General features: G+C 64.6%; 21 protein-coding genes. 7 read left to right on the top strand and 14 right to left on the bottom strand.

The annotated features are described in order from the left end of the window. Nucleotides 1-6: 6 nt before the first annotated feature. The 11 genes from ftsW to dinB all read right to left on the bottom strand — a co-directional run bounded on the left by ftsW (nucleotide 7) and on the right by dinB (nucleotide 13,804). Nucleotides 7-1,434, bottom strand: a complete 1,428-nt coding sequence (ftsW, locus tag AC1DDG_RS14530; RefSeq protein ID WP_230117673.1) for a putative lipid II flippase FtsW — start codon at nucleotides 1,432-1,434, stop codon at nucleotides 7-9. A gap of 2 nt (nucleotides 1,435-1,436) precedes the next feature. Continuing rightward, entirely contained in the window at nucleotides 1,437-3,026 is a 1,590-nt protein-coding gene (gene murD / locus AC1DDG_RS14525) for a UDP-N-acetylmuramoyl-L-alanine--D-glutamate ligase (protein WP_230117674.1), read from the bottom strand. Continuing rightward, nucleotides 3,008-4,117: a phospho-N-acetylmuramoyl-pentapeptide-transferase gene (mraY, locus tag AC1DDG_RS14520; RefSeq protein ID WP_476876589.1), complete on the bottom strand. Its 1,110-nt coding sequence runs from the start codon at nucleotides 4,115-4,117 to the stop codon at nucleotides 3,008-3,010. Before mraY ends, murD begins: the two co-directional genes overlap by 19 nt. Further along, on the bottom strand, nucleotides 4,114-5,583 hold the full coding sequence (locus AC1DDG_RS14515; protein ID WP_230117676.1) for a UDP-N-acetylmuramoyl-tripeptide--D-alanyl-D-alanine ligase: 1,470 nt from the start codon (nucleotides 5,581-5,583) through the stop codon (nucleotides 4,114-4,116). The genes mraY and AC1DDG_RS14515 overlap by 4 nt, the downstream gene beginning before the upstream one ends. 6 nt (nucleotides 5,584-5,589) lie before the next feature. Further along, nucleotides 5,590-7,257, bottom strand: a complete 1,668-nt coding sequence (locus tag AC1DDG_RS14510; RefSeq protein WP_476876588.1) for a UDP-N-acetylmuramoyl-L-alanyl-D-glutamate--2,6-diaminopimelate ligase — start codon at nucleotides 7,255-7,257, stop codon at nucleotides 5,590-5,592. 84 nt (nucleotides 7,258-7,341) lie between these two features. Next, entirely contained in the window at nucleotides 7,342-9,144 is a 1,803-nt protein-coding gene (locus AC1DDG_RS14505; protein WP_230117678.1) for a peptidoglycan D,D-transpeptidase FtsI family protein, read from the bottom strand. A gap of 47 nt (nucleotides 9,145-9,191) precedes the next feature. Further along, entirely contained in the window at nucleotides 9,192-9,836 is a 645-nt protein-coding gene (gene ftsL / locus AC1DDG_RS14500; RefSeq protein WP_230117679.1) for a cell division protein FtsL, read from the bottom strand. Next, complete coding sequence (gene rsmH / locus AC1DDG_RS14495) at nucleotides 9,833-10,828, bottom strand: 16S rRNA (cytosine(1402)-N(4))-methyltransferase RsmH (protein WP_476876587.1); 996 nt, start codon at nucleotides 10,826-10,828, stop codon at nucleotides 9,833-9,835. The genes ftsL and rsmH overlap by 4 nt, the downstream gene beginning before the upstream one ends. A gap of 163 nt (nucleotides 10,829-10,991) precedes the next feature. After that, nucleotides 10,992-11,420: a division/cell wall cluster transcriptional repressor MraZ gene (gene mraZ / locus AC1DDG_RS14490; RefSeq protein WP_230117681.1), complete on the bottom strand. Its 429-nt coding sequence runs from the start codon at nucleotides 11,418-11,420 to the stop codon at nucleotides 10,992-10,994. Nucleotides 11,421-11,883: 463 nt separating this feature from the next. Next, entirely contained in the window at nucleotides 11,884-12,255 is a 372-nt protein-coding gene (locus tag AC1DDG_RS14485; RefSeq protein ID WP_230117682.1) for a DUF3040 domain-containing protein, read from the bottom strand. A 301-nt stretch (nucleotides 12,256-12,556) separates the two neighbouring features. After that, complete coding sequence (gene dinB, locus AC1DDG_RS14480; protein WP_230117683.1) at nucleotides 12,557-13,804, bottom strand: DNA polymerase IV; 1,248 nt, start codon at nucleotides 13,802-13,804, stop codon at nucleotides 12,557-12,559. A gap of 75 nt (nucleotides 13,805-13,879) precedes the next feature. On the opposite strand from dinB, the gene AC1DDG_RS14475 reads away from it, so the two are divergent. Further along, a complete protein-coding gene (locus tag AC1DDG_RS14475; protein ID WP_230117684.1) occupies nucleotides 13,880-14,413 on the top strand; it encodes a hypothetical protein in 534 nt (177 codons plus the stop codon). After that, nucleotides 14,410-15,504: a polyprenyl synthetase family protein gene (locus AC1DDG_RS14470; RefSeq protein ID WP_476876586.1), complete on the top strand. Its 1,095-nt coding sequence runs from the start codon at nucleotides 14,410-14,412 to the stop codon at nucleotides 15,502-15,504. The genes AC1DDG_RS14475 and AC1DDG_RS14470 overlap by 4 nt, the downstream gene beginning before the upstream one ends. A gap of 110 nt (nucleotides 15,505-15,614) precedes the next feature. Here AC1DDG_RS14470 and AC1DDG_RS14465 read toward each other — a convergent pair whose 3' ends face one another. After that, a complete protein-coding gene (locus AC1DDG_RS14465; RefSeq protein WP_230117685.1) occupies nucleotides 15,615-15,968 on the bottom strand; it encodes an Rv2175c family DNA-binding protein in 354 nt (117 codons plus the stop codon). 252 nt (nucleotides 15,969-16,220) lie between these two features. Here AC1DDG_RS14465 and AC1DDG_RS14460 point away from each other — a divergent pair, with 252 nt between their 5' ends. Next, entirely contained in the window at nucleotides 16,221-17,543 is a 1,323-nt protein-coding gene (locus AC1DDG_RS14460) for a lytic transglycosylase domain-containing protein (protein WP_230117686.1), read from the top strand. A gap of 110 nt (nucleotides 17,544-17,653) precedes the next feature. Continuing rightward, entirely contained in the window at nucleotides 17,654-19,804 is a 2,151-nt protein-coding gene (locus AC1DDG_RS14455) for a Stk1 family PASTA domain-containing Ser/Thr kinase (protein ID WP_476876585.1), read from the top strand. 133 nt (nucleotides 19,805-19,937) lie between these two features. Here AC1DDG_RS14455 and AC1DDG_RS14450 read toward each other — a convergent pair whose 3' ends face one another. Both AC1DDG_RS14450 and AC1DDG_RS14445 read right to left on the bottom strand, forming a co-directional pair. After that, the gene (locus AC1DDG_RS14450) at nucleotides 19,938-21,329 is read right to left on the bottom strand and encodes a class II 3-deoxy-7-phosphoheptulonate synthase (RefSeq protein ID WP_230117688.1); all 1,392 of its coding nucleotides are present in this window, start codon (nucleotides 21,327-21,329) and stop codon (nucleotides 19,938-19,940) included. A 97-nt stretch (nucleotides 21,330-21,426) separates the two neighbouring features. Next, on the bottom strand, nucleotides 21,427-22,398 hold the full coding sequence (locus AC1DDG_RS14445; RefSeq protein WP_476876584.1) for a lysophospholipid acyltransferase family protein: 972 nt from the start codon (nucleotides 22,396-22,398) through the stop codon (nucleotides 21,427-21,429). Between the two features lie 112 nt (nucleotides 22,399-22,510). Here AC1DDG_RS14445 and AC1DDG_RS14440 point away from each other — a divergent pair, with 112 nt between their 5' ends. From AC1DDG_RS14440 to AC1DDG_RS14430, 3 genes are read left to right on the top strand one after another with little or no spacing between them, the layout of a single operon-like run. Continuing rightward, nucleotides 22,511-23,299, top strand: a complete 789-nt coding sequence (locus AC1DDG_RS14440) for an alpha/beta hydrolase (protein ID WP_230117690.1) — start codon at nucleotides 22,511-22,513, stop codon at nucleotides 23,297-23,299. Next, nucleotides 23,296-24,114, top strand: coding sequence for an alpha/beta hydrolase (locus tag AC1DDG_RS14435; RefSeq protein WP_230117691.1), 819 nt, complete (start codon nucleotides 23,296-23,298; stop codon nucleotides 24,112-24,114). Before AC1DDG_RS14440 ends, AC1DDG_RS14435 begins: the two co-directional genes overlap by 4 nt. Beyond that, a complete protein-coding gene (locus tag AC1DDG_RS14430; RefSeq protein ID WP_230117692.1) occupies nucleotides 24,101-24,730 on the top strand; it encodes a hypothetical protein in 630 nt (209 codons plus the stop codon). The genes AC1DDG_RS14435 and AC1DDG_RS14430 overlap by 14 nt, the downstream gene beginning before the upstream one ends.

The following is a 24,730-nucleotide window of genomic DNA, read 5'->3' as shown; positions in this document are numbered from 1 at the left end:
TGCTGTTTACGCTTTCGTACGGGATTTCTTGCGTCCGGGCTTGCGGAGCGGGCCCAGCAGTTTCCTGGGCCGGAGGTTGGGCGCCATCTGGACCCGGGCCAGGGACAACACTACGCCGATTGCGCAGAGCGACATGAGCAGGGCCGACCCGCCGTAGGAAATGAAAGGCAACGGAACGCCGATCACCGGGACGAGGCCGGTGACCACTGCCATGTTCACCGTGGCCTGGCCCAGAAGCCAGACCATGATGGTGCCCGCGAGGACCCGGTGGAACAGGTCCTCCTGGGCCACCACCACACGGTAGATCGCGGCACCGAGGATGGCAAAGAGGATCAGTACGACGACGGTCCCCACCAGCCCGAGTTCCTCACCGATGATGGCGAAAATGAAGTCGTTGTGCGCTTCTGGTATCCAGCTGTACTTTTGCCGGCTCTGGCCCAGTCCGACACCGAACCAGCCGCCGGAGGCCAGCCCGTACAGGCCGTTGGTTGACTGGTAGTTGGCGTCCGTGCCGTCTCCGCAGGACTGTCCCGTCCACCACGAAGTGATGCGGCACATGCGGTTTGAGCTCGTCATGGCCATGACGGCCGTGGCCAGTATGCCGGCGACCGCTGCAAAGCCGAAGAGGTAGAGGCGCACCCCCGCGAAAAACAGCGCTGCGGCCATGATCATCATGATGATCATGCCCGTACCGAGGTCGTTTCCGGCGAGGACGAGTCCGATGATGCCGAGTGCCAGCGGCACTACCGGAACCACGGCATGCTGCCAGCGGTGGATTAGTTTGGATTTCTTGGCCAGCACGGTGGCCATCCACAGGGCCAAGGCTAGCTTGGCCGCCTCGGACGGCTGCAGTGTGAAGAACGAGCCTACTTCGATCCAGTTCTTGTTGCCGTTAACAGTAGTACCGATTAGCAGCACCAGCCCCAGGAGGCCGTAGGCGAGGATGATGCCCGGCCACGCCAGCCGCTTCAGCCAGACCACGTTGATCCGCGACAGCATGAACATGAAGAAGATGCCGATCCCCGCGAACAGCCCCTGCTTCAGGGCCGCCGTGTAGGGCGACTCCCCTGCTGCGATGGCCTCCACGCTGGACGCGGAGAGCACCATCATGATGCCGATCGCCGTCAGTGCGAGGGTAGCCCCCAGGATGAGGTAGTAGGTCGAGCCGTTCCGTGATTTCCCGGTTCCCTCCAGGGCGGACCAGAAGCGGCGGTACCAGCGCAGGAGCCTGGCCAGTGCCGGCGGCCGCTGCAGCGCTGTGCTGCCGGCGGGCCGCGATTGTCCGGCAGGCCTGCTTCGTCCGGCAGGTTTGGTCTGCCCGGAACGCTGTTTGGTGCGGGCGGCCGGTGTGCGGGAGGGCTGGGGGGCAGCCCCGCGGACTGTATCCGCCGTCCGCGGCTTGGCTGCCGCGGGACGTGTGGGCGTGCTGACCATTCTTACTCCTTGCCGGTCTGAGCCTGCCCTTCCACGAGCTCGCGGACTGCTTCAATGAAGGCGTCGCCACGGTGAGCGTAGGAAGAGAACTGATCCATGGAGGCAGCCGCCGGGGCCATGAGCACAGTGTCGCCTGAGGTGGCGAGCTGTGCCGCCGACGCGACGGCCAGTGCCATCACCGCCTCGCCGGATTCTGACGAAAGCTGCGCGGCGTCATGGCCCGTTCCGGCAGACTGCACATTTTCAGTGTCGCCCGTGACCGGCCGGATGACCGGTACATCCGGAGCGTGTCGCTGCAGCGACTCCTCGAGCGCCGCGGTGTCCCTGCCGATGAGCACTACGGCCTTGAGCCGGCGGGAGTGGCCGCGGACCAGTTCGTCGTAGCTGACGCCCTTGGAGAGGCCGCCGGCGATCCAGACAACGGGGTCGAAGGCCGACAGCGATGCGGCGGCAGCATGGGGGTTGGTGGCTTTGGAGTCGTTGATCCAGAGCACACCGTTATGCTTGGCCACGGGCTGGATGCGGTGGTTCCCGGGAATGTAGGATTTCAGCCCCTGCCGCACGTTTTCGGGGCTGAGCCCGTACGCCCGCACCAGGGCAGCCGCGGCCAGCGCATTGGCCACCATGTGCCGGGGGGCCACGGGGCCGAGATCAGCCATCGAGGCAAGCTCGGCCGCGCTGTCCCTGCGCTCAGCAATGAACGCGCGGTCCACGAGCAGGCCCTCCACGACGCCCACCATGCTGATGGCTGGTGTGACGGTGGTGAAGCCGACGGCCCGGCAGCCCTCCACGACGTCCGCGTCCTCCACCATGCGTTCGGTTTCGATTTGTTCGGCGTTGTAGATGCAGGCCTTCTGCGTGTGCTCGTAGATCTTGGCTTTGTCCGCAAGGTAGGACGTGTAGGAACCGTGCCAGTCCACGTGGTCCTCGGCCACGTTGAGGCAAACGCTCGCGACTGCCGAAACTGACTCGCACCAGTGCAGCTGGAAACTGGACAGCTCCACCGCGAAAACGTCGTACTCCACGGGATCCCGGAGGGCGTCAAGGATTGGTGTGCCGACATTGCCGACAGCGACTGCCTTGAGTCCCGCTGCCCGCAGCATTGACTCGGTCAGGCCGACCGTCGTCGTCTTCCCGTTTGTTCCGGTGATGGTCAGCCAGTCCGGCGTCTTGCGCCCTTCGCGGATCCGCAGGCGCCAGGCGAGTTCGACGTCGCCCCACACTGGAATGTGCGCGCGGGCGGCAGCGGCGAGCAGGGCCTGGTCCGGCCGCCAGCCTGGCGACGTCACGATCAGGTCCGGCTTCATGCCGTCGATTTTCGGTACCGACGTGACGGCGTCATCCCCCAGGAGGACGTCGGCGGCCCCGACGATCCTGAGGGTGTCCGCCTTTGCACTGGCCGTTTCGGACGTGGCAGCATCCACCACGACAACGCGGGCCCCCAATTCGATCAGCGTGTCGGCGGCCGAGAAGCCTGAAACGCCGATGCCCGTGACCACGACGCGAAGCCCGGCCCAGTCGGAGTCCCAGCTGACGAGGTCCTTCAGCCTGTCCGCTCCGGTTGCGGTGCCGCTCACAGCAGGACCACCCATTCTGCGTAGAAGATGCCCAGACCCGCGGCGACAAACAAGCCGGCCAGGATCCAGAAGCGGACGACCACGGTGACTTCGGCCCAGCCTTTCAGCTCGAAGTGGTGCTGAAGCGGAGCCATCTTGAAGAACCGCTTTCCCTTGGTCACCTTGAAGTAACCCACCTGGATAATGACTGAAAGGGTGATGAGTACGAACAGACCACCGATGAACGCGAGCAGCAGCTCGGTCCGCGACAGGATGGCAAAGCCGGCGATGGCGCCTCCGATCGCGAGGGATCCGGTGTCACCCATGAAGATCTTGGCAGGTGAGGTGTTCCACCAGAGGAAGCCCACGAGCGCCGCGCTCATGATGGCGGCCAGGAGAGCAAGGTCAAGGGGATCCCTGACGGAATAGCAGCCGCTTCCGGCTTGCCGTGGCGAACCGCAGGCCTGGTTACTCTGCCAGATGCCCATGAGTGTATAGGCGCCGAAGACCATCACCGCAGCACCCGCCGCCAGGCCGTCCAGCCCGTCAGTCAGGTTGACGCCGTTGGTGGCAGCAGTGACGATCAGGTTTGACCAGAGAACGAAGAGAATCGCCCCGATCACCGTCCCGTCGAAGGCGAGGTCAAGCCACGGGATGTCACGGACCAGTGAAATCTTTGTGGACGCCGGGGTAAGTCCGTCCGGGTCGGGAAAGTTTAGTGCCATCACGGCGAAGATAATGCCCACTGCGCCCTGCAGAATCAGCTTGGCCTTGGCGTCCAGGCCAAGGCTTCGCTGCCGCGAAATCTTGATGAAGTCGTCCAGGAAACCCACCAGGCCCATGCCCACCATCAGGAACAGCAGGAGCAGGGCCGAGGCAGATGGGCCCGCGGACCGCGGATTCAGCATCCACATGATGAGGTGCGTCAGTCCGTAGCTGAGCAGGACCGCCGCCACCACCACAGTTCCGCCCATGGTGGGCGTGCCGCGCTTGGTATGGTGCGAGGTTGGACCGTCGTCCCGGATGAACTGGCCATAGCTCTTGTGGACCAACAGGCGGATGAACAGCGGTGTTCCCACCAATGCCATCAGCAGGGCCAGGCCAGCGCCGATCAATAGTGCAATCACAGCTGCTCGCTCCCTTCGTTGGCGGTTGCGCGGGTTTGTGGGGGTAATGCTATCCGATCGCCCAAATGGCGGAGTCCCACGCTGTTCGAGGACTTGAACAGCACCAGGTCGCCGGGTTCCAGCTGCGCTTGCAGCACGTCAAAGGCCTCATCCACGGTCTCAGCGAAGATGCATTCCTCTCCCCACGAGCCTTCCTGGATGGCGGAGACGTACAGCGACCGTGCCTCCCGTCCCACCACCAGCAGGCGTGAGATGTTCAGCCGCACCACTTGGGTGCCGACGACGGTGTGTTCACGAATGGACTCGTCGCCCAGTTCGAGCATGGCTCCGAGTACTGCCCAGGTGCGGCGGCCGCGGCCAAGGTCGGCCAGCGTCCGCAGTGCTGCCCGCATGGATTCCGGGTTGGCGTTGTAGGCGTCGTTGATAACGGTCACTCCGTCGGCGCGTTCGGTCCGTTCCATGCGCCAGCGGCTGGCGGCCGACTGGGAGCTGAGGGACGCCGCGATGCGGGCCGCGGGGATGCCGGCGGCGTGGGCAGCAGCTGCCGCCGCGAGCAGGTTGGCGACATGGTGCTCGCCGATGAGCCTGCTGGTGACGCCGACGGGCTCCTCCCCCGGCAGTTCAAGGTCAAACTCGGGATGGCCGGAGGCGTTGGTGTCCAGGTTCAGGGCCCTGGCGACCGGTCCGTCTGCAGCGGCGTTCCGGGAGGAGAAACCGAACACCGCGGCTCGTGTGCGTCCGGACATGGGCGCCACGCGGGGATCGTCCAGGTTCAGGACGGCGGTGCCGGCTGCAGGCAGTGCTTCTACGAGTTCCCCCTTGGCGGTCGCGATGTTGTCCACCCCACCGAATTCGCCGGCGTGGGCCGTTCCCACACCCAGGACCACGCCGATTTCCGGTTGGACCATCTGGCTCAGGTAGGTGATGTGGCCGATGCTCGTAGCACCCATCTCGATGACGAGGAACCGGGTGTCAAAGCCGGCCTGGAATACCGTGAGGGGCACGCCCACTTCCCCGTTGTAGGACCCCTGGGGCGCCACGGTGTTGCCCTCGGTGGAAAGGATGCCGGACAGGAGGTCCTTGGTGGTGGTCTTGCCGGCCGAACCTGTAATGCCGATGACCGTGAGCTGTTCGCCTGCAGCCTCGCGGCGTGCCCTGATCCGGCGGACGCTCTCGGCCGCGAGGGCACCCATGGCCAGCACGGCGTCTTCGACCACCACGGCCGGATAGCTTCGCCCGGCGGCGTCGGTGACGTCGCGTTCGGCAAGTGCCAGCACGGCGCCGCGGTCAAAGGCCGCTCCCATGAAACTGTGCCCGTCGGCATTTTCGCCCGGCTTTGCCACGTACAGCGAACCGTTAATGGCTTCGCGGGAGTCGGTGACGACCGAGCCAGGAGTTATGCCGGGTTCGGCGAGGAGTCGGCCGCTGGTGATTTCGGCGATTTCCGCCGCAGTAAATGCAATCATGTCGGTCTAGGACTCTATCCGGTCGTCTTCAAGAACGGTGAATCCTTGTGCCGTCAAGGCTTTCCGGAGCTCCACCCTGTCGTCAAGGGCAAGGTTCACTCCCTTGACCTCCTGCCACACTTCGTGTCCCCGCCCGGCAACGAGGATTGTGTCCTCCGGGGCTGCCAGTTCAACAGCCTTGCGGATGGCCTCGTCGCGGGGGAAGACCTCCAGGATCCGGCAGTCGAGCTGTTCGATCTCCTTCGCGTCCGTGGCTCCGACCAGCACATCAGCCCGGATGGAAGCGGCGTCCTCGTCATGCGGGTCGTCGTCGCTAATTATCACAACGTCGGCAAGCCGCGCCGCGATGGCCCCCATGGCAGGCCGTTTGCCCTGGTCCCGCTGCCCGGTGGCGCCGAAGACGACAATGACCCGGGACGAAGGTTCGGTTGACCTGACGGCCTCCAGCGCACGGGCCAGCGCATCGGGATTGTGCGCAAAGTCAACCACGGCGGCAGGCTTGGCGGAAACGAGTTGCATCCTGCCGGGCACCGCGACGGTGAACGGGTCGGCGGCGTCGAGGGCAGCCTGCACGTCGGCCGCGTCCGCTCCGGCCGACAGGACCATGGCCAACGCAAGCGCGGCATTGGAGACGTTGAAGCTTCCGGGCAGCCCGGTGTGAACCCTCAGCTCCACGCCCGTGCGGCCCCGAAGGGTAAATTCGGTCCCGAGGCCGCGGGGCCGCGGGTCGGTGACGGTCCAGTCGGAGCGCTCAGCGGAAGGGGAGGAATCCTTCGTTCCGACTAGCGGCAGCGTGGAAAGCGTGGTGACCGGGAGCTTGGTCTCCGCGGCGAGGCGGCGCCCCCAATCGTCGTCGACCGTTACGACGGCGGCGCGGGCGCGCTCCGGCGTAAAAAGCTCCGCTTTTGTGCGGAAGTACTCGTCCATGGTTCCGTGCAGGTCAAGGTGGTCCTGGGTGAGGTTCGTGAAGCCGACGACGTCGAACACCACACCATCAACCCGGCGGAACTCGACCGCGTGTGAGGACACTTCCATAGACGCCGCATCGAGTCCCCGTTCGCGCATCAGTGCGAGCAGGGCATGGACGTCGGTGGATTCCGGCGTCGTCAGAAGGCTGGGAATCGGTTCGCCGCCGGCCAAGATCTCGATGGTGCCGATCAGGCCGGTCTTCTTACCCAGGGCCTGCAGCAGCGAGTTGACGAAGTATGTAGTGGTGGTCTTGCCGTTGGTGCCCGTGACGCCTAAAAGCGACGGCCGAGAGCCGTCCCCGGCCTGGCTCCGGTAAATCAGCGCGGACACGAGGCCCACCACGGCGCGCGGCCCGTCCACCACAAGTACCGGTACGGAAACGTCGGGTGACAGCGCAAGGAGCCGCGCTCCGGCGTCGTCCGTCAGCACGGCGACCGCGCCTGACTCAATGGCGGTCGCGGCGAAGTCCGCGCCGTGCCGGGTGGAACCCGGCAGCGCCACGTAGAGATCGCCGCGCTCCACCGTACGCGAATTGAGGGAGATCCCGGTGACCTGGACGGAGGCCGAGGCTCCGGCCACCGTGACGCCGACCGACTGGCCGATGACACCCAGCTCGACTGCGGCGACGGCCGTGGGCCGGAAACCGCTGCGGGCCGTCTGCCCGTCCGTGGCATCGGCAGCGCCGGGGGCATTGTGCTCTGACAAGTGGATCTCCGTTGGTTTTAGTGGACCAACGGACACGGCAGAACGAAGCGTTCACGTGTACCGCGGTCGTGATTAAGCGGCGTGTTACTTGGCGTACTGCGGCAGTCTGACCGGTGCGCCCTTGGACGGCGGAACGTTGTACGTCCGCAATACCTGGCTCATGACCGAACGGAACACAGGCCCGTTGGTGATGCCGTAAATGGAACCCTTGGGCCGCTGCAGGACCACCTCAACAATAAACCGCGGATCGTCCATCGGCGCCATTCCCAGGATAGAAGCGGTGTAGCCGCAGAACCCGGCCGTTCCGTCATCGCATGGCGATTCGGATGTTCCTGTCTTGGCTCCGACGCGGTAACCGTCGAGGGCCGCTTCCTTGATTTCGCCCTCGGTGACGGCGCTTTCCAGCATGTCCCGGACCTGCTTGGCAGTGTTCTTGGAGACGACCTGGCGGGAGGGCTTGGCCGGCACCTTCTCTTCGCTGCCGTCGGGACTGATGTAGCTGTCTATCAGCCGGGGCTGCAGCATGACGCCGTCATTTGCAATAGTCTGGTAGGCACGCACGGTCTGCAGCGTCGACTGAGACACGCCCTGGCCGAATAGCACAGTGTATTGCTGCCGATCGTCCCATTGCGCCGCCGGAGTCAAAATGCCTTTCGCTTCGGCTGGAAGTCCGATCTCCGGCGTCTCCCCGATGCCGAACTTCTGCAGCCAGTCGTGCCGCTGATCCTTGGTCATGCGGCTGCCCGCCATCACGGTTCCCGTGTTCATGGAGTAGCCGATGATACCGGCGAGAGTCCTTCGCTCCGTGCCATGGGAAAACGCGTCATCGAACTGCTGGCCGTCGATCACCAGGGAGGGCGGGATCGTGAAGGTGTCCAGCGGGCTGGACTTGCCTTCCTGGATCAGCGCGGAGGCAACCAGCGGTTTCTCCACGGATCCGGGCTCGTAGGCTGCGGTCACGGCCCGGACGCCGCGGTCCTTGGCCGCCACTTTGCCAGGATCGTTGGGGTCGGGTGCGTTGGTGTCTGCCATGGCAATGAGGTTGCCGGTCTTGATGTCCGAGACGATGATGACGCCCCATTCGGCACTCAGCTTGTCAGCCTGGCTCTGGATGGCCTGCTGCGCGAAGTACTGGATGTCGGAATTGAGGGTGAGCTTGACGTCCTTGCCGTCCTGCGCCGGCGTCAGCTGGTCCACGCCCACGGGGATCCGGAGGCCGTCCGCGCCGATCTCGAACAGGCGCTTGCCGGGAGTCCCCCTGAGGATCCCGTCCTGGGTCTGCTCGAGTCCGGCCTGCCCTTTATCGCCGTTCTCCAGGAAGCCGACGATGCCGCCGGCCACCGAGCCGTTCGGGTAGACGCGTTTGCTGGTTCCCTCCGAGAATATGCCCGGAATCTGCAGCTTGGATACGCGGTCTTCAACGTCGGGCTTAAGGTCTTTGGCCACGATGTAGTACGTCTTCTTGCCTGTGACGGCGTTCCGCACGTCATCGGCATTCATGCCCAGGACGGCGGCAAGCTCAGAGATCCCCTGGTCGCGGGAAATCGTGACGAGTTCCTCTTCACCGTTGACATTCTCAAGCCGTTTGAAGGATTCCGTCTTGGTATTGACGGCTTGGTCAACCGTGATGTTGTAGCGGATCACGCTGTTGGCCAGCACCGTGCCGTTTGCGTCCACAATGCTGCCGCGTTCCGCGGGCAGCACCGTCGGCCGCAGGCGGTTGTCCAGTGCAGCCTCTGCCATGCCACCGACGTCGAGTCCCTGGACCAGGAAGAGTTTTCCGCCCACCACCACGAGCAATGCCAGCATGATGCTGAGTCCGAGGCGCAGCCGCTTGGTAGCGTTCGGGACTTTCTGCCTGCTTGCCTTGCCTTGCGCCACGATCATCCCTTACTGCTTGCCTTGCTGGCTGCTAGCCACGTCCGCCCTGCCAGTTACTGCCCCGGCGCCTTTTGTGCCGGTGCCGGGATGGTTCCTCCGTTGAGGACCGCCGCCGGTTTCGCCGCGGCCACGGGTGCCGCTGCAGCCGGTGCCGCGCCGCCCTCGTCTGCTGCAGGTCGCCGGCTTTCCAATGGTTCGTTGGTGCTGGCCGGCGGCACGACGTTGAGCTGGCCGGGGACGGCAGGTGCAGCAATGACTGCTCCCGCGGAGTCGCCCTTGACGGCCGGCTTGGCCGTTCCGCTGACAGTCAACGTGGACAGATCAATCTGGCCCTTGCCGGTGGAAGCAACCATTCCCAATTGTGTGGCCTTGGCCGCCAGATTCTGCGGAGCTTCGAAGTTTTGGACCTGCTGTGTCAGATCCTGGTTCTGCTTGGTGAGCGCAGTCTGTTCACTGCGGAGCTTCACCAGCTGATACTGGGCAGTGGACACAGAGATATTGAGGACGAGCACGGCCATCAGGGCGACGGCCAGCATGCCAAAGCACAGAACCACGAAGGGGGCCCGGCGTTTCCTGGGAAGGGACCGGACCACCGACAGCGGCGTACGTGCCTTGCGGGCTCCGGACAGCCCGGTGTCCACGTCCCCGGCGGTCCGGCCGGAGGAGACGGTGAAGTTCTTGACAGCTGCGGCGCTCATGCGGCTCTCCTGGCTCTGATGCGTTCCACTGCGCGCAGCCGGGCAGAAGCTGCGCGCGGATTCTCCGCGATCTCGACGGCGGTAGGCACCTCGGTGCCTTTGGTAAGGGTCTTGAGTTCGGCCTTGTGTTCTTCGAGTTCAACCGGGAATCCCAGCGGAGCCGACGACTTGGAACCCGCTTGGAAGACGCTTTTCACGATCTTGTCCTCAAGCGAGTGGTAGGACATCACGACAATCCGTCCGCCCAGGGCAACGGCGTCCACCGCCGCGGGGACGGCACGTTCGAGCACGTCCAGTTCCTCATTGACCTCTATCCGCAGGGCCTGGAACGTCCGCTTGGCCGGGTGCCCCCCTGACTTGGCGGCAGAGGAGGGGACAACAGCCCGGATCTGCTCCACGAGTTCGCCGGTGGTGGCAAACGGCTTCATGGCGCGGGCCGCGACAATCCGGTTGGCGATGCGGCCTGCGAACTTCTCCTCACCCCACTTGCGGATGATCCTCACCAGGTCTTCTTCGCTGTAATTGTTCACGACGTCGGCCGCCGTCTGTCCGCGGCTGGTGTCCATCCGCATGTCCAACGGAGCATCAAACGAGTAGGCAAACCCGCGTTCCCGCTCGTCCAGCTGCAGGGAAGATACGCCCAGGTCCATCAAGATGCCGTGGACCTCGGAAATGCCCAGGTCTTCGAGGACCTCGGCAATTTCGTCGTAGACAGCGTGGACAAGGTCGGTGCGCTGGGAGAACGGCTTCAGCCGCTCACCGGCGAGGGCCAGAGCCTCTTCGTCGCGGTCGATCCCCACCAGGTGGAGGTCGGGGAAGCGCTGGAGCATGGCTTCCGAATGGCCGCCCATTCCCAGAGTGGCGTCGATTGCCACCGGAGTCTCGCCGCGCAGGCGTGCCGCCTCGAATCCCGGGGCCAACAAATTGATGCACCGGTCCTTCAGGACCGGCACATGGCGTTCGGACGTCGGTTTGGGGTCGTGTTCGTTCATACCTTCGTCCTTCCTAGCTTGCCTCGGGTTGTTTCTTAAGCCAGATCCCCATCCGCGCCTATCCTGGTGACCGCCTGGCTCCGGGGAAGTGAGCCAGGAGGACGGTTGGATGGGCGGCTGGAGATCTCGTCCAAGAAACAGGTCAGATGTTTCGTGCCGGCACTCAGAGAATTCCGGCGATGGGGTTGTCGGTTTCGGAGAAGGAGGTTTCCTTTTCCGCCAGGTACACATTCCAGGCCTCGGCGTCCCAAATCTCAGCGCGGGTGCCGGCACCAATCACTGCCAACTCCCTGCCAAGGCCTGCGTACTCCCGAAGGGCAGGAGGGATAGTCACCCGCCCTTGCTTGTCAGGTACCTCGTCCGAGGCTCCGGAGAGAAAAACACGAATGTAGTCACGAGCCTGCTTGTTGGAGATGGGAGCCTCCCGGATCTGCTCATGAACCTTCGCGAATTCCTGCTCGCTAAAGACATAGATGCAGCGCTCCTGGCCTCGCGTGAGAACAAGTCCGCCGGCAAGCTCCTCACGGAACTTGGCGGGAAGAATGATCCGCCCCTTTTCGTCCAGACGAGGCGAGTGTGTCCCCAGGAACACATCCCACCGCCCGTCTGCCGTCAGAAGCCGAACAACCCCGCGCTGCCACTACCCTCTTACGTCCTCCACTTTACTCCACTTCTCCCCACAGTCAACGCAACACGGGGAATTCTCCGCCGCTTGGATAAACATTTCCCGCGTCTTTTCAGGGGTCTGGCCCGGGGTGGGAAGTGGAGGGGAAATCGGGGGGCGGTACACGCCACCCACTGGGAAATGCGGAAGCACAATCCGAGGGTCGCTTCCCCACCGCGGTGCCGGGCCCAGCGAGGTGGGCGGAAGGGCTGCCAATCCGCGGTCTTCCGGGAAAAACGCCTCACCCAGCAGTTCCCGGCCAGGCGGTGGGAGCATTAAACAACAATGACCCGCCGGAGCGGGTCATCGTTTCAAGTGCACCGAGGAGGTCGTGTGGTGCGAAGTGGAGGTCGCTGGAAGTTCGGGTGGTGCGAAGTGGAGGACGCGGAGGTCAGGACTCGCCGCGGCGCCTTTCGTCCCAGCGCTCTTCAAGGCTGTTCATGAATGAGCTTTTGCCTTTGGACTTCTTTCCGCGCCCGCCGGTTTTTGCTTTGCCGGCCGAGGCGCTGCGCATCGTGGCGAAGTACACCCCCGCGCCCATGACGATAAATCCGAGGACACCAACGAAGATGTTCTGCAGGGAAACCCCCACCAAGAGGAGCAGGACTCCTGCCAGGGTCGCCAGTACGCCAATCACGATGTGCCGGGTGGACCATGTGCGGCCAGCATCCGAGCCCATGGAATTGGCGAACTTGGGATCGTCCTCATGCAGTTGCCTCTCGAGTTGCTCGAGCAGCTTCTGTTCGTGCTCCGAGAGCGGCATCACGACCTCCTTAAGTAGGCCAACGTCCGGACTGGTCGGGACCAGCTGTTCCTGCCACGTCAACGACCGGCATGCTTTACAGGTTCCCGGCCGTCCTTCGTTGGCAGGTCCTAGGATCCAAGCATACGGACGCTGGCGGGTCAGGTGATCCACACATGTCCAGACGTTCGAAATCTTTGTATCTCTAAGGATAGTTTGTTGAGCGGTGTTGTGAAAGACGCTATTCACGGACCGCAACCTTGATAACCCCTGAAAACCCGGCGAAATCTCCGGACCCGGTCCGGCTGTGTACAGCCGGCGTTCAGGGCCGGCCGGGAGGCATCTTGGCGGAGGCTCCCCCGGGGTCCAGCAGCCTCGCCGGAAGCACGGATTTGCTGCCGAATTTCTCCGTCACCCTGTCCAGCGCCTGCTCTGCGGCCCGCCAGTTGTCATCACGCCGGTCGAAGCTCAGCTGCAGCGACGTCTGTGCTGCGGCCTCCAGTTGCTCGGCACGCACACCCACCAGCCGGACCGTCATGGGGCGGTTTCCCAGGGACTCCAGCAGCTGGACTGCCACGGCGTAGATCAGCTGGGCGCTGTCAACCGGAGCATGCACCGTTCGGCTCCGGGTCACCGTGGAGAAATCGGCGTACCGCAGCTTAAGCGCAACTGTCCGCGCAACCATGCCGGACGCCCGCAAGCGTTCGGCGGTCCGGTGGGAGAGCCGCAGCAGTTCCCTATGGAGCAGGGCGGCGTCTGCGGTGTCCACGGCAAATGTTTCCTCTGCCCCAATGCTCTTCTCCAGCCGGACGGGGGTCACGGCCCTCGGGTCAATGCCCCACGACAGCCGGTGGACGTGTTCGCCCGTGGCGCCCAGCGCTTTCTTGAGCGACGCGACAGGAGTGGCGGCAACGTCAGCGACAGTCCGGATTCCCATCCGCGCAAGCACGTCCGCGGTCTTGGCACCGACGCCCCACAGAGCGTTGACCGGGAGACTATGGAGGTACGGCACCGTCTGCTCGGGCCGGATCAGCAGCAGGCCATCGGGCTTGCAGCGCGTCGAGGCGATCTTTGCCACGAATTTGCTGGCGGCGATGCCCACCGAGGCGGTGATGCCTAATTCGTTGGAGACCCTGCGCCTGATCAGCTCTCCGATGTCCTGCGGCGGGCCGAGCCGGCGGATCGCTCCCCCGACGTCGAGGAAGGCCTCGTCCACGCTCAGCGGCTCCACAAGCTCGGTGATGGATTCAAAAATGGACATCAGCTGCCCGGAAACTTCGTAGTAGAGCTTATGCCTGGGTTCGATGATGATGGCCTGGGGGCACATGCGGTGCGCTACGACCATAGGCATTGCGGACTTGATGCCGAAAGCCCGCGCTTCATACGAGGCCGAGAGCACCACGGAGCGGTCAGCGGGAAACCCCACGATGACAGGTCTGCCGCGCAGCTCCGGGCGTCCGCGCAGTTCCACGGAGACGAAGAACGCGTCCATATCCACATGCAGAATGCTGCTGCGCCGGAGGTCCCGAAGACGCGCTTCGAGTTGCTCTTTGTCCTGGTCCGGCCCCACACCTGCAATCCTATGCCCTGGGACTGACTAAACTGGAGGCTGCATCCGGCATCAAACCCCAGGAGGAACGCACCTGTGAAGGTCATTGGAACGCACATGCCTGCAGGACTTGTCCTGCTTGCGGCCGGCACGGTGATGGCAGTGATGTCGGCCTGCGCGGCGCCTGCCCCTGGACCAGGCGCATCCACTGAAGCTGCTGTTTCGACCTCGGCCCTGGCGCAGGCGAGCACCACGGCTCCGCCCAGCCCGTCAGCTTCGCCCGGCACCTCAGCCACTGTGGGGGCACTCGTCGCCGGGTTCCCGCAAAAGCTTCTTCCGCTCATGCCCGGGGCCAAGGTCGTGGCGAGCAGTTTCGACAAGTCGGCTTCCCCCGCCACCGTCGCCCTGGTGGGATCCGCTGCCGCCAGGCCTGCCGCCGTCGTCGCTTTTTACACCAAAGCACTCGAGGCTCAGGGATTCAAGGCCGTTCCGGGCAACAGCGTCGGCACCGTTGCCTCCAAGGACTTCGTCCGGGCCGGCAATGAGACCGTCAACATCGCGGTCCCGGAGAATGCAGGCGTATCCACGTTCACCATCGGCGCCAACGTGGCACCTGAGTCCGTCAAGTGATGGTGGCCGAACAGCTGCGCGTCGAACAGACAGCCTTCGTGGCTGCTGTCGCGGGCAAGCTCACAGACTTCCTGACGTCGAGACAATCCGTGATGACCGCAATCTCGCCGGATATCGATCCCATCATGGGCTCCATCTCAAACCTGGTCACCGGAGGCAAGCGGCTCCGTGCACTCATGTGTTACTGGGGATGGCGCGGAGCCGGCGGACCGGCATCCGCCGCGGACGTCATCACCGCCGGCGCGGCTCTCGAGCTGTTCCAGGCTGCGGCGCTGATCCATGACGACATCATCGACCGTTCAGACACGCGGCGTGGCGGCCCCAGCGTCCACCGCCGGTTCAGCCAGCTGCACGAGAGTCAGGGCTGGGCCCTCGACAGTGAACGGTTTGGCCACGCGGCAGCCATCCTTGCCGGCGACCTATGCCTGTCGTTCAGCGAAGAAGCATTCACCGAGATCGGCGAGCAGGCGGCGTCCGGGAGCCGGGCGAGGCTGATCTTTAACCTCATGCGGGCCGAAGTCATGGCCGGCCAATACCTGGACATTCTTGAAGAGGTCGCCGGACCTGTGCGCGACCGCGCCGGCGCCGTGAGCCGGGCGCAGTCGATCATCCGCTTCAAATCGGCCAAGTACTCAACTGAGCACCCGCTCGCTTTGGGCGGAGCGCTCGGAGGGGCCTCGGATGAGCTCCTTCGCGGCTACTCTGCATTCGCACTGCCGCTGGGCGAGGCCTTCCAGCTCCGCGACGACGTCCTGGGCGTCTTTGGGGACCCGGTCACCACCGGGAAGCCCGCGGGGGATGATCTGAGGGAAGGCAAGCGGACTGTATTGGTGGCCTTTGCCCTGGATCTGTCGACACCGGAGGAATCGGCCTATATCGACGCGAAGCTCGGCAGTCCGGATCTGAGCGACGAAGACGTTGCGGAGATCCGCAGGATCATTGCGGACTGCGGTGCGCTGCACGCAACCGAAGTCCTCATCGACGAGTTCGGGGCGGCGGCGTTTGATGCACTCGAGTTGCTCCCGTTGGACGACCTGCCGAAGACCGCCTTGCGGAAGCTGGCTGAAGCCACAGTAAGCCGCACCGCCTGAGACGAACGCAGGGACGGGCCGTCCTGGCCCGTCCCTGCGCTGCGCGAACAACCGAGGTCTGAGCCTCGCCCCGCCTGCCTGCGTGCCTGCCTGTCAGGCCAGGGACGCGTCTACCAGGCCAGGGACTGGGCGCGCCGGCGGATCTCGGTTTTGCGCCCTTCCCGCAGCGCGTCAACGGGGCGGCCGCGCAGCGAATCGTCGGGCGTAAAGAGCCAGGTGATGAGTTCTTCGTCTGAGTAGCCGGCATCGGACAAGACAATAATCGTGCCCTTGAGGCTTTCCACCACGTGTCCGTCCTGCAGGAAGGCCGCAGGCACGCACCGGATGCGGCGATCGCCCACGCGGAGCGCGGCCAGCGCGCGTTCATCCAGCAGCCCGTGGACTTTGGTGATGGAAACGTCCAGCAGCTGGGCTACATCGGGCAGGGGCAACCAGTCGCCAACAAGGCTTTCTACAGTACTCACGGGTCAAGATTGCCATGACCGGCGCATGCACGCCTAGTCGGCGGGGTGCAGCCACGGTTTTTCGTTGATTTCACAGCGCGACACACCAGAAAGCCTAACTTTCCGCATGCCAGGCAATTCTTGTGCTAAATGCAAAATCGTGAGAGATTCTCATAGACCACATTTGCAACAAAAATAACTTGAGTAACACTAGTATCATTAGTCACACTGGCCTGACCGACAGCATTCGCCGCTGAGAAGAGGATCTTTCCCATGACGACGACCCGCTCGCCAAAGCAGCCCCCCAGGCCGAGCCTTCCCATGATTGCGGCGACGACAGCAACGCTGCCTGCCGTCATGCTGTCCTCCCTGGCGCTCGCCCAGCCCGCCGCTGCGGACGCACAGCCCAGCGCGATTCCCGCAATGCTTGCTGCCGCCATGCAAGCCCAGGCAGCTGCGGCCAAAGCCGGCGTCATTCCCGCCGCGTCCGTTCCGGCCACCATTCCGGCCGGCTTGCAGCCTTCCCGTGCAACGCCTAGCAGCCATACGGTTGTCCGAGGCGATACGGTCAGCGGCATCGCCGGCCGCTACGGCCTGAGCACATCGGGGGTGCTCAAGCTGAACAAGCTGAAACTCAACTCGGTGATTTATCCCGGCCAGAGGATCAAGTTGACTGCCGCCGCACCCGCCGCCAAGAAGGCACCGGTTGCCGCAGCCAGCACCGGCGGCAGAACGTATACCGTTAAATCCGGCGACACCCTGGGCGGCATCGCTGCCCGGCACGGTGTCAAGCTGTCCCAGGTACTGGGATGGAACCGCCTGAGCCTGTCGTCGGTCATCTACCCGGGACAGAAAATCAAGATCGGCGCCGGGGTGGCAGTGTCGCCCGCTTCGGCCAGCCCGGCTCCCGCTGCCCAGGCCTCATCCCGGTCCTACACCATCAAGTCCGGGGATACGCTGTCCGGAATTGCTGCACGGCACGGAGTCCGGCTTGCCGACATCCTGGCGGCGAACCGGCTCAAGGTAACCAGCATCATCTACCCCGGTCACAAGCTGGTCATCCCGGGGAAGTCCACCGGCGCACTCCAGCCGGCATCCAGCGTCACTCCGTTGGTGCCCAGTTCCTTCCTTGGCTACACCTACCCCGCGGCAGTAGTGAGCTCCGCCAACAAGAACAAGGCACTGCTCAACGCGTCGCCGGTGCCGACATTGGCGCAGATGCAGTCCATCGTGGCCGATACAGCCCGGCGCATGGGAGTGGACCCTGCCCTCGCCAAAGCCTTCGCCTACCAGGAGTCGGGGTTCAACCAGCGCGCCGTGTCCCCTGCCAATGCCATCGGCACCATGCAGGTCATACCCTCCTCGGGCGAGTGGGCATCCGATCTTGTCGGGCGGAAGCTCAACCTGCTTGACCCGTACGATAACGCGACCGCCGGCGTGGCCATCATCCGGCAGCTCATCCGCACAAGCAAGAACACGGACTACGCAATCGCCGGCTACTACCAGGGTCAGTATTCAGTCAGCAAGCACGGCATGTACTCCGATACCAAGGCCTACGTTGCGGCCATCAAGGCGCACCGGAAGACTTTCAGCTAAACCCCCCGGCGCCCCCATCCGCGTGGTGCAGGGGCCGCTGCGGATAACGATACGGGTCCGGATCGCATGTTGATTCGGACCCGTTTCCGTGCAGCAATTAGGATCGTAGGGTGCAGGAAAACGTGTCGGACAGTCTTGTTGGTTCCCTGGTGGATAATCGCTACCGGGTCAATTCCAGGCTGGCAAGGGGCGGAATGTCCACCGTGTACCTGGCAACGGACCAACGGCTCGACCGCGAAGTGGCACTGAAGGTCCTCCACCCGCACCTGGTCAATGACGGTAATTTCCTTGACCGCCTGGCCCGCGAAGCACGGGCTGCCGCCAAGCTGTCCCACCCCCATGTGGTGGGTGTCCTCGACCAGGGGCACGACGGCCGGACGGCCTACCTGGTAATGGAGTACATCAAGGGCCACACCCTCCGGGACGTCATCAACGCAAAGGGCGCCCTCTCGCCCCGGCTCGCCCTCGCCCTCATCGATCCTGTCGTGGAAGGCCTCGGCGCCGCCCATGCAGCGGGACTCATTCACCGGGACGTCAAACCGGAGAACGTGCTGATAGCCGAAGACGGCCGGATAAAAATCGGCGACTTCGGACTGGCGAGGGCAGTCACCGCCACCACGAGTACCGGGACGCTGATCGGCACGGTGGCCTATCTGTCACCAGAGTTGGTGCTGGGCAAACCGGCCGATGCACGCAGTGACATTTACTCCACCGGAATCATGCTTTTCGAGATGCTCACCGGCCGGCAGCCCTTCGACGGTGAAGTCCCGATCCAGGTGGCCTACCAGCACGTGAATTCGACGGTTGGGCCACCTTCCGGGTTCGCCCCCGGGCTCGCTGAAGAAGTCGACGAGCTCGTGCAGTGGTGCACCGCGAACGATCCCGAAAAACGTCCCGTGGACGGCAATGCACTGCTCTCCGAACTGCGGCACATCCGCACCAACCTCACCGACACGGAGCTTGACCTGCAACCCCCGGCAGCCCTCCATGCCGCGGAGGCAGCCGGCGCGGAGCCGGAGATGGGCGCGCGCGGACGCACCGGCGCAGCAGGACCCGTCCCGCCACAGCCGCCGATGCCACAGCGGCCGGCCGCCGTGAACCATACCGAACTGCTGAGTCCGGTACAGCGGCCCACGGAAATCATTTCGCACACGAGCAACCCCACAGCGGTCTTCCCCCATGCCCGGCAGCTGCCCCCGGCCTTCGGGCTGGAGCCGCCCGAAACCGACGACGCCGCGCCCGCTGCCCTGGGTTCCAGGGAAGCCGGCGACAGGGAACTGAGCAAGAGGGAACAGCGGAAACAGGACCGCGTCGGCGAAAGGGCGCGCTCCCGGGCCGCCGCAACCCCGCTGCGCACGCTGCGCGAAGGCAACTCACGGCGCCGTGGCGCTCTCTGGATCGTGATTCTGGTCATCGCGGCCCTCCTGGCCACCGGCGCAGGCTGGTTCTTCGGCATGGGTCCGGGTTCCCCCGGCACCGTGCCCTCAGTAGCGAACAGGACCGTGGCCGAGGCGCAGCAACTCCTCCGCACGGCCGGCTTTCAGTCGAGCACCCAGGATGTTTTCGACGACGACGTCCGTGCAGGGCTGGTCGTGGGGTCGGAGCCAGATGCCGGAACGGAGATCCGCAAATTCCAGCAGGTCTCACTCTTCGTCTCCAAGGGCCCGCAGCTTTTCCCGCTTCCCGTGCTGTCAGGCAAGTCCTTGGAAACGGCCAAGTCAGCCCTCAACGGCTCTGAAATGGCCCTGGGAAAGATCACCGAGAAGTTCGATGAAGAAGCGGCGGCAGGCACAGTCCTCGGCCAGTCCCCCGCGCCGGGAACACAAGTCAGGCACGGAACGCCCGTGAGCCTCACAGTTTCCAAAGGCCCGCAGCCCATACCCGTACCGGATGTGCGCGGCGAGGAGAAGGAATCTGCCGTCCAGGCCATCGAGGCGGCCGGGCTGAAGGCGGTAGTCGCGAAGGACACCGTGCATGACCGGAACGTTCCGAAGGGCGCCGTCGTCAACCAGGAGCCGGCGTCTGGCAATCTGACGCGAGGCCAGGCCATAACTCTGACCATCTCCGACGGACCGAAGCTCGTGAAGGTGCCGAACTACATCGGCAAGCAGGCCAGCGATGCCCGCGAAGCACTGGAGAAGCGCGGCTTCGAAGTCCGCGTCAACAACATCCTGGGCGGGTTCTTCGGCACGGTCCGGGACCAGGATCCGGTGGACACCGAGGTACCTGAGGGATCAGTCGTGACGCTCACGGTCGTCTAACCGTTCCAGAGCATTGGCCCGTCCCCGGCGTCTGGCCCACGACATGCCTGCGGGCCCCGGGACATGCCCGGAGCCCGCCAGGGAACCGCTTGGAGTTAGTGCCGGGACGCTTCTACGGTGCCCGGCCTCCCCTTTAGTGCCGGGACAGGGCCCCGGCCACGAGGAATGCCATCTCCAGGGACTGCATGTGATTCAGGCGCGGATCGCACACCGACTCGTAGCGGTCCAGGAAGGCTTCCTGATCGATGGGGTCGGCGCCGCCCAGGCATTCGGCAACATCGTCACCAGTCATTTCGACGTGCAGGCCGCCCGGAATCGTGCCCAGGGCATGGTGCACTTCGAAGAAGCCGCGGACCTCATCGATGACGTCGTCGAAGTTGCGGGTCTTGTAGCCGTTCGGCGACGTGACGGTGTTCCCGTGCATCGGATCGGTGACCCACAGGACCTTCGCGCCGGACGCCGTGACCCTTTCCACGATCGCGGGAAGCTTTTCGCGGATGTTGCCCGCACCCATGCGGGTGATGAAGGTCAGACGGCCGGGTTCGCGGTCCGGATCCAGCTTGTCGATCAGCCGCAGGGCATCGTCACCGCTGGTGGACGGGCCGAGCTTTACACCGATCGGATTGCGCACACGCGAGAGGAAATCGACGTGCGCGTGGTCCAGTTCGCGGGTGCGCTCACCGATCCACAGGAAGTGCGCGGAGGTGTCATAGGGGAAGCCGGTGCGCGAATCGATGCGGGTCAGGGCACGTTCGTAGTCGAGCAGCAGCGCCTCGTGGCTGGCGTAGAACTCCACACGCTTCAGCGCCTCGAAGTCTGCGCCACAGGACGCCATGAACTTGATGGCACGGTCGATGTCCCGTGCCAGCGATTCGTAACGCGCGTGGGCGGGGTTCTCGGTGAAGCCCTTGTTCCACTGGTGCACGAGGCGAAGGTCCGCGAAGCCGCCCTGGGTGAAGGCACGGATCAGGTTCAGCGTGGAAGCGGAGGTGTGGTAGGCCCTGAGCATCCGGCTGGCATCGTGGCCCCGGGATTCGGGGGTGAAGTCGTACCCGTTGACGATGTCCCCGCGGTAGGCCGGAAGGGTCACGCCATCGCGGGTTTCATCGTTCGAGGAGCGCGGCTTGGCGAACTGGCCCGCCATCCGGCCCATCTTGATTACCGGCATTGCGGCACCATACGTGAGGACCACTGCCATCTGCAGGATCGTTTTCACGCGGGCGCTGATCTTGTCCGCCGTAGCGTCCCCGAACGTCTCGGCGCAGTCTCCGCCCTGGAGCAGGAAAGCTTTGCCCTGCGCGGCGGCGGCGAGCCGTTCGCGGAGAACGTCGACTTCACCGGCGAAAACGAGGGGCGGGAGCACCGACAGTTCACCGACGGATGCGTCGAAGACGTCCCTGTCCTGCCACGTGGGCTGCTGCGAGATGGGAAGGTCCCGCCAGTTGTCCAGTCCCGGATAATTAGCGGCACCGCTCTGTGCGGTGCTGGTCAGGGAAGAGGCCGGTTTTGCAGATAGCTCAGTCACACTACTAAGACTAGTTGCCGGAGCGGGCATCCGGACACCCGACCTGTCATTGACCGGAGGCTGGGCGTCATACACCTATGCCGAGCGCAAGGGGCGCCTAGGCACTGCGGGAGGATCCGGCGTCGTTCTCCCCACTTGGCTCGTGCCGGGAGCCTCGTCCGGGAGTTTCCCCGGGCGCGGCATCAGGTCCGCCGGCAGGGGCCGGTTCCCCTGCATTAGGCTCCCCGGCATTAAGCTCCCCGGCAACCTGCGCGGATCCATCCGGCGGGATGTCACCGCGAGCGTCACGGGCAGCGGAGGCGCCCGGCGGGGTGTCACCCGCCGGGGTCGCGTTGGTCGGGATCCCGCTAGACGGGGTCTCAGCGGACGGGGCCGCGGCGGAGGGGCCCTTCCCCGCCAGCCGCAGCTTGACCACGGCGGCATATTCATCCACGTATTCCTGCCCGGAGAGGCGCATGAGCTCATACATGATTTCATCGGTTACCGATCGCTGGATCAGCCGGTCTTCCGCCATGCCCTGATACCGGCTGAAATCCAAAGGTTCGCCGAAGATCATGCCAATGCGGCGGATGTTGGGCAGCCGTTTTCCGATCGGCTGGACCTTGTCCGTACCGATCATCGCCACCGGAATCACGGGCACCCCGGCCTGGAGTGCCAACCGGGCCACCCCCACTTTGCCCCGGTACAGGCGGGCATCAGGGCTTCGTGTCCCCTCGGGATAGATCCCCAGCAGTCCCCCGCTGGTCAGCACGTCCATGCCTGTCTCCAGCGAGGCCGCGGATGCAGCACCACCGGAGCGGTCCATGGGGAGCTGGTTGGTGAGCCGGAAGAACAGGGCCGTCATCCGGCCCTTGAGCCCTGTGCCGGTGAAGTACTCCGATTTGGCCAGGAAAATCACGGGCCGGGGCACCATGAGCGGCATGAAGATAGAATCCGAAAAGGACAGGTGGTTGGAGGCAATAATCGCCGCGCCCTCGGCCGGCACGTTGTCCAGTCCCTTGACCCAAGGCCGGAAGAGGGTGCGGAGCACCGGACCCAGGAAGACCCTTTTCATGACCCAATAGAACACGTGTCCAAACCCCTCCGGAAGGCAACTGGCAGGCGCTCCAAAGGACCCGGCCAGCACTGCAATGCAACCCTACTCTAGTGAGATTTAGGCGTAACAGTGACACGATGGTCTCATGACAGAAAGCAGCGACCGGACCACGCCCGCCGCTTTCAGCTACCCGGGCCATGGCCCGAATGCGCGCATCGGAATCGCCATCTGCCATGGCTTCACCGGCAGCCCCTTGAGCATCCTTCCTTGGGCGGAATACCTGGCAGAACGGGGCTTCGCGGTCTCTGTACCGCTGTTGCCCGGCCACGGGACGCGGTGGCAGGATCTGGCCCGCACTGGCTGGGGCGACTGGTTCGGCGCCTTTGACAAGGCGTATCTGGAGCTTGCCGCCAAGACCGACGACTGCTATGTGGCCGGCTTGTCCATGGGCGGCGCCATCGCACTGCTGACTGCCGCCCGCCGGGATGTGTCAGGCGTGGCCGTGGTCAACCCGGGACTGAGTTTCTATGACCGCCGGGTCCGGGTCATCGGACTGCTCAAGTACTTCCAGCGGACCACGGTTCCCATTGAAGAGGAAAATCCGACGGCGTCCCGCACCGAAGACGGCGACTACTCACGGACGCCGCTGGCAGCCGTCCATCAGCTGAAAAGGCTCTTCGCGGCCGCTGTCCGCGGACTCCCCAGGATCAAGGCGCCGGTGCTGGTTTTCAAGTCAGTGAACGACATCGTGGTGCCGCCCACGTCCCTGGCTATGGTCAGGAAGGGTCTCGGATCAACCTGCCTTGAGGTCGTTTGGCTTCAACACAGCGGCCACGTTGCGACGCTGGATGTCGACGCCCGGGAAATTTTCGAAGCGTCCGCGCGGTTCTTTCAGGTGCACGCACGAAGCCACGTATCGTCGGAGAAGTCATGAGCATAGTTCCGGACCACAGTCCGTTCAGCAGCCCCTTTTCCGGCGAGGGCCCGAGTGTCGGCGTCGCACTCTCGCACGGGTTCACCGGCAGTCCGCACGCGGTGCGGGCCTGGGCAGCGGCGTTTGCCTTAGCCGGCTTCGCCGTCCGCATGCCGCTGCTTCCCGGTCATGGCACCACCTGGCAGGAACTGGCGCGAAGCCGCTGGCCGGAGTGGCATGACGCCATGGATGCGGCGTACCTGGAACTTGATGCCGAGTGCGACCAGGTCTTCTCGGCGGGCATCTCAATGGGCGGCGCCCTGGCCCTTCGTATCGCCGCCACCCGGCCGGTTGCCGGCACCATCCTCGTCAATCCCGCACTTGTCATCGACGATCCCCGCGCCCCGCTGGCCGGAATCCTCAAGCTGGTGCTCAAGAGCACGCCGTCCATAGGAAACGACATCCTCAAACCGGGCATTGACGAGGGCGCCTACGCCAGAACCCCCGTGGCGGCGGCCCATGAACTCAACAAGATGTTCAAGGACACCCGCAAGCTGTTGCCGCGCATTACAGCCCCGGTGCACGTGTTCCGCTCCACGGTGGACCACGTCGTTTCCGACTCGAGCATCGTAGCCCTTCGGCGCGGCCTGACCCGCGCGCCCCTGCAGTTGACCAAACTTGAGAACAGCTATCACGTAGCGACCCTCGATAACGACGCCGAGCAGATCTTCAGCGGCTCGGTGGACTTCATCCGTGACGTTCTCGCGCAGACCCGCCCGGGTCTGAAGCAGTCCGCGACAGCAAGCCAGAAGGGCGAGCCCGATGAACAGGCCTGATTCAAATTCGTCCGATCCCAGCGCCAACCAGGACGACGCCGTCTGGCTGGATCTCGTGGCCAGGCTGGAAGCGGACACTGCTTTTGATCCCGAAACCCGCAACCAAAACGGTGCCGGGAGTACTCCCGCCGCGGACAGCACCGGCGCCGCCGGCGGCACGATGCCAGGTTCCGCAGCGGAGAGCCCGGCCAAGCACTTCACCGACTTTGATCCGCTGGGGCTCGCACCGCGTGCCGGCGCGCCCACCGAGTTGTCGGCAGCAGAGCGGCAGGAGGCGGCCGCCCGCCAGCGCGCTGCCGAGAACGCTCCGCCGGGGTCCGGGGCGCCGGGATCTGCAGGATCCGAAGGCCCACGCGACTACGGCATGGAAGACGACGATGGCGCATTTGTGCCCGAGGAACCGCCCAGCCTCTCGGCCACCGACCCCCTGACCATGCTGGCGTGGATCGGCGCAGTGGGCGCTCCAGTGGCATTGGTATTGTCGGCGATGTTCTGGCGCTCAGCGCCGCTCCTGGCGATCCTCGGCATGGTGGTCACCTTTGTGGGCGCGGTGGTCTACCTGATCATGAAGCTGCCCCAGGACAAGGACGAAAACGACGACGGCGCCCGGGTCTAA

The sequence above is a fragment of the Arthrobacter sp. 10L430 genome (assembly GCF_056395245.1).
The sequence above is the reverse complement of the archived record's forward strand: the minus strand, read 5'-3'. Positions and strand labels throughout refer to the sequence as shown.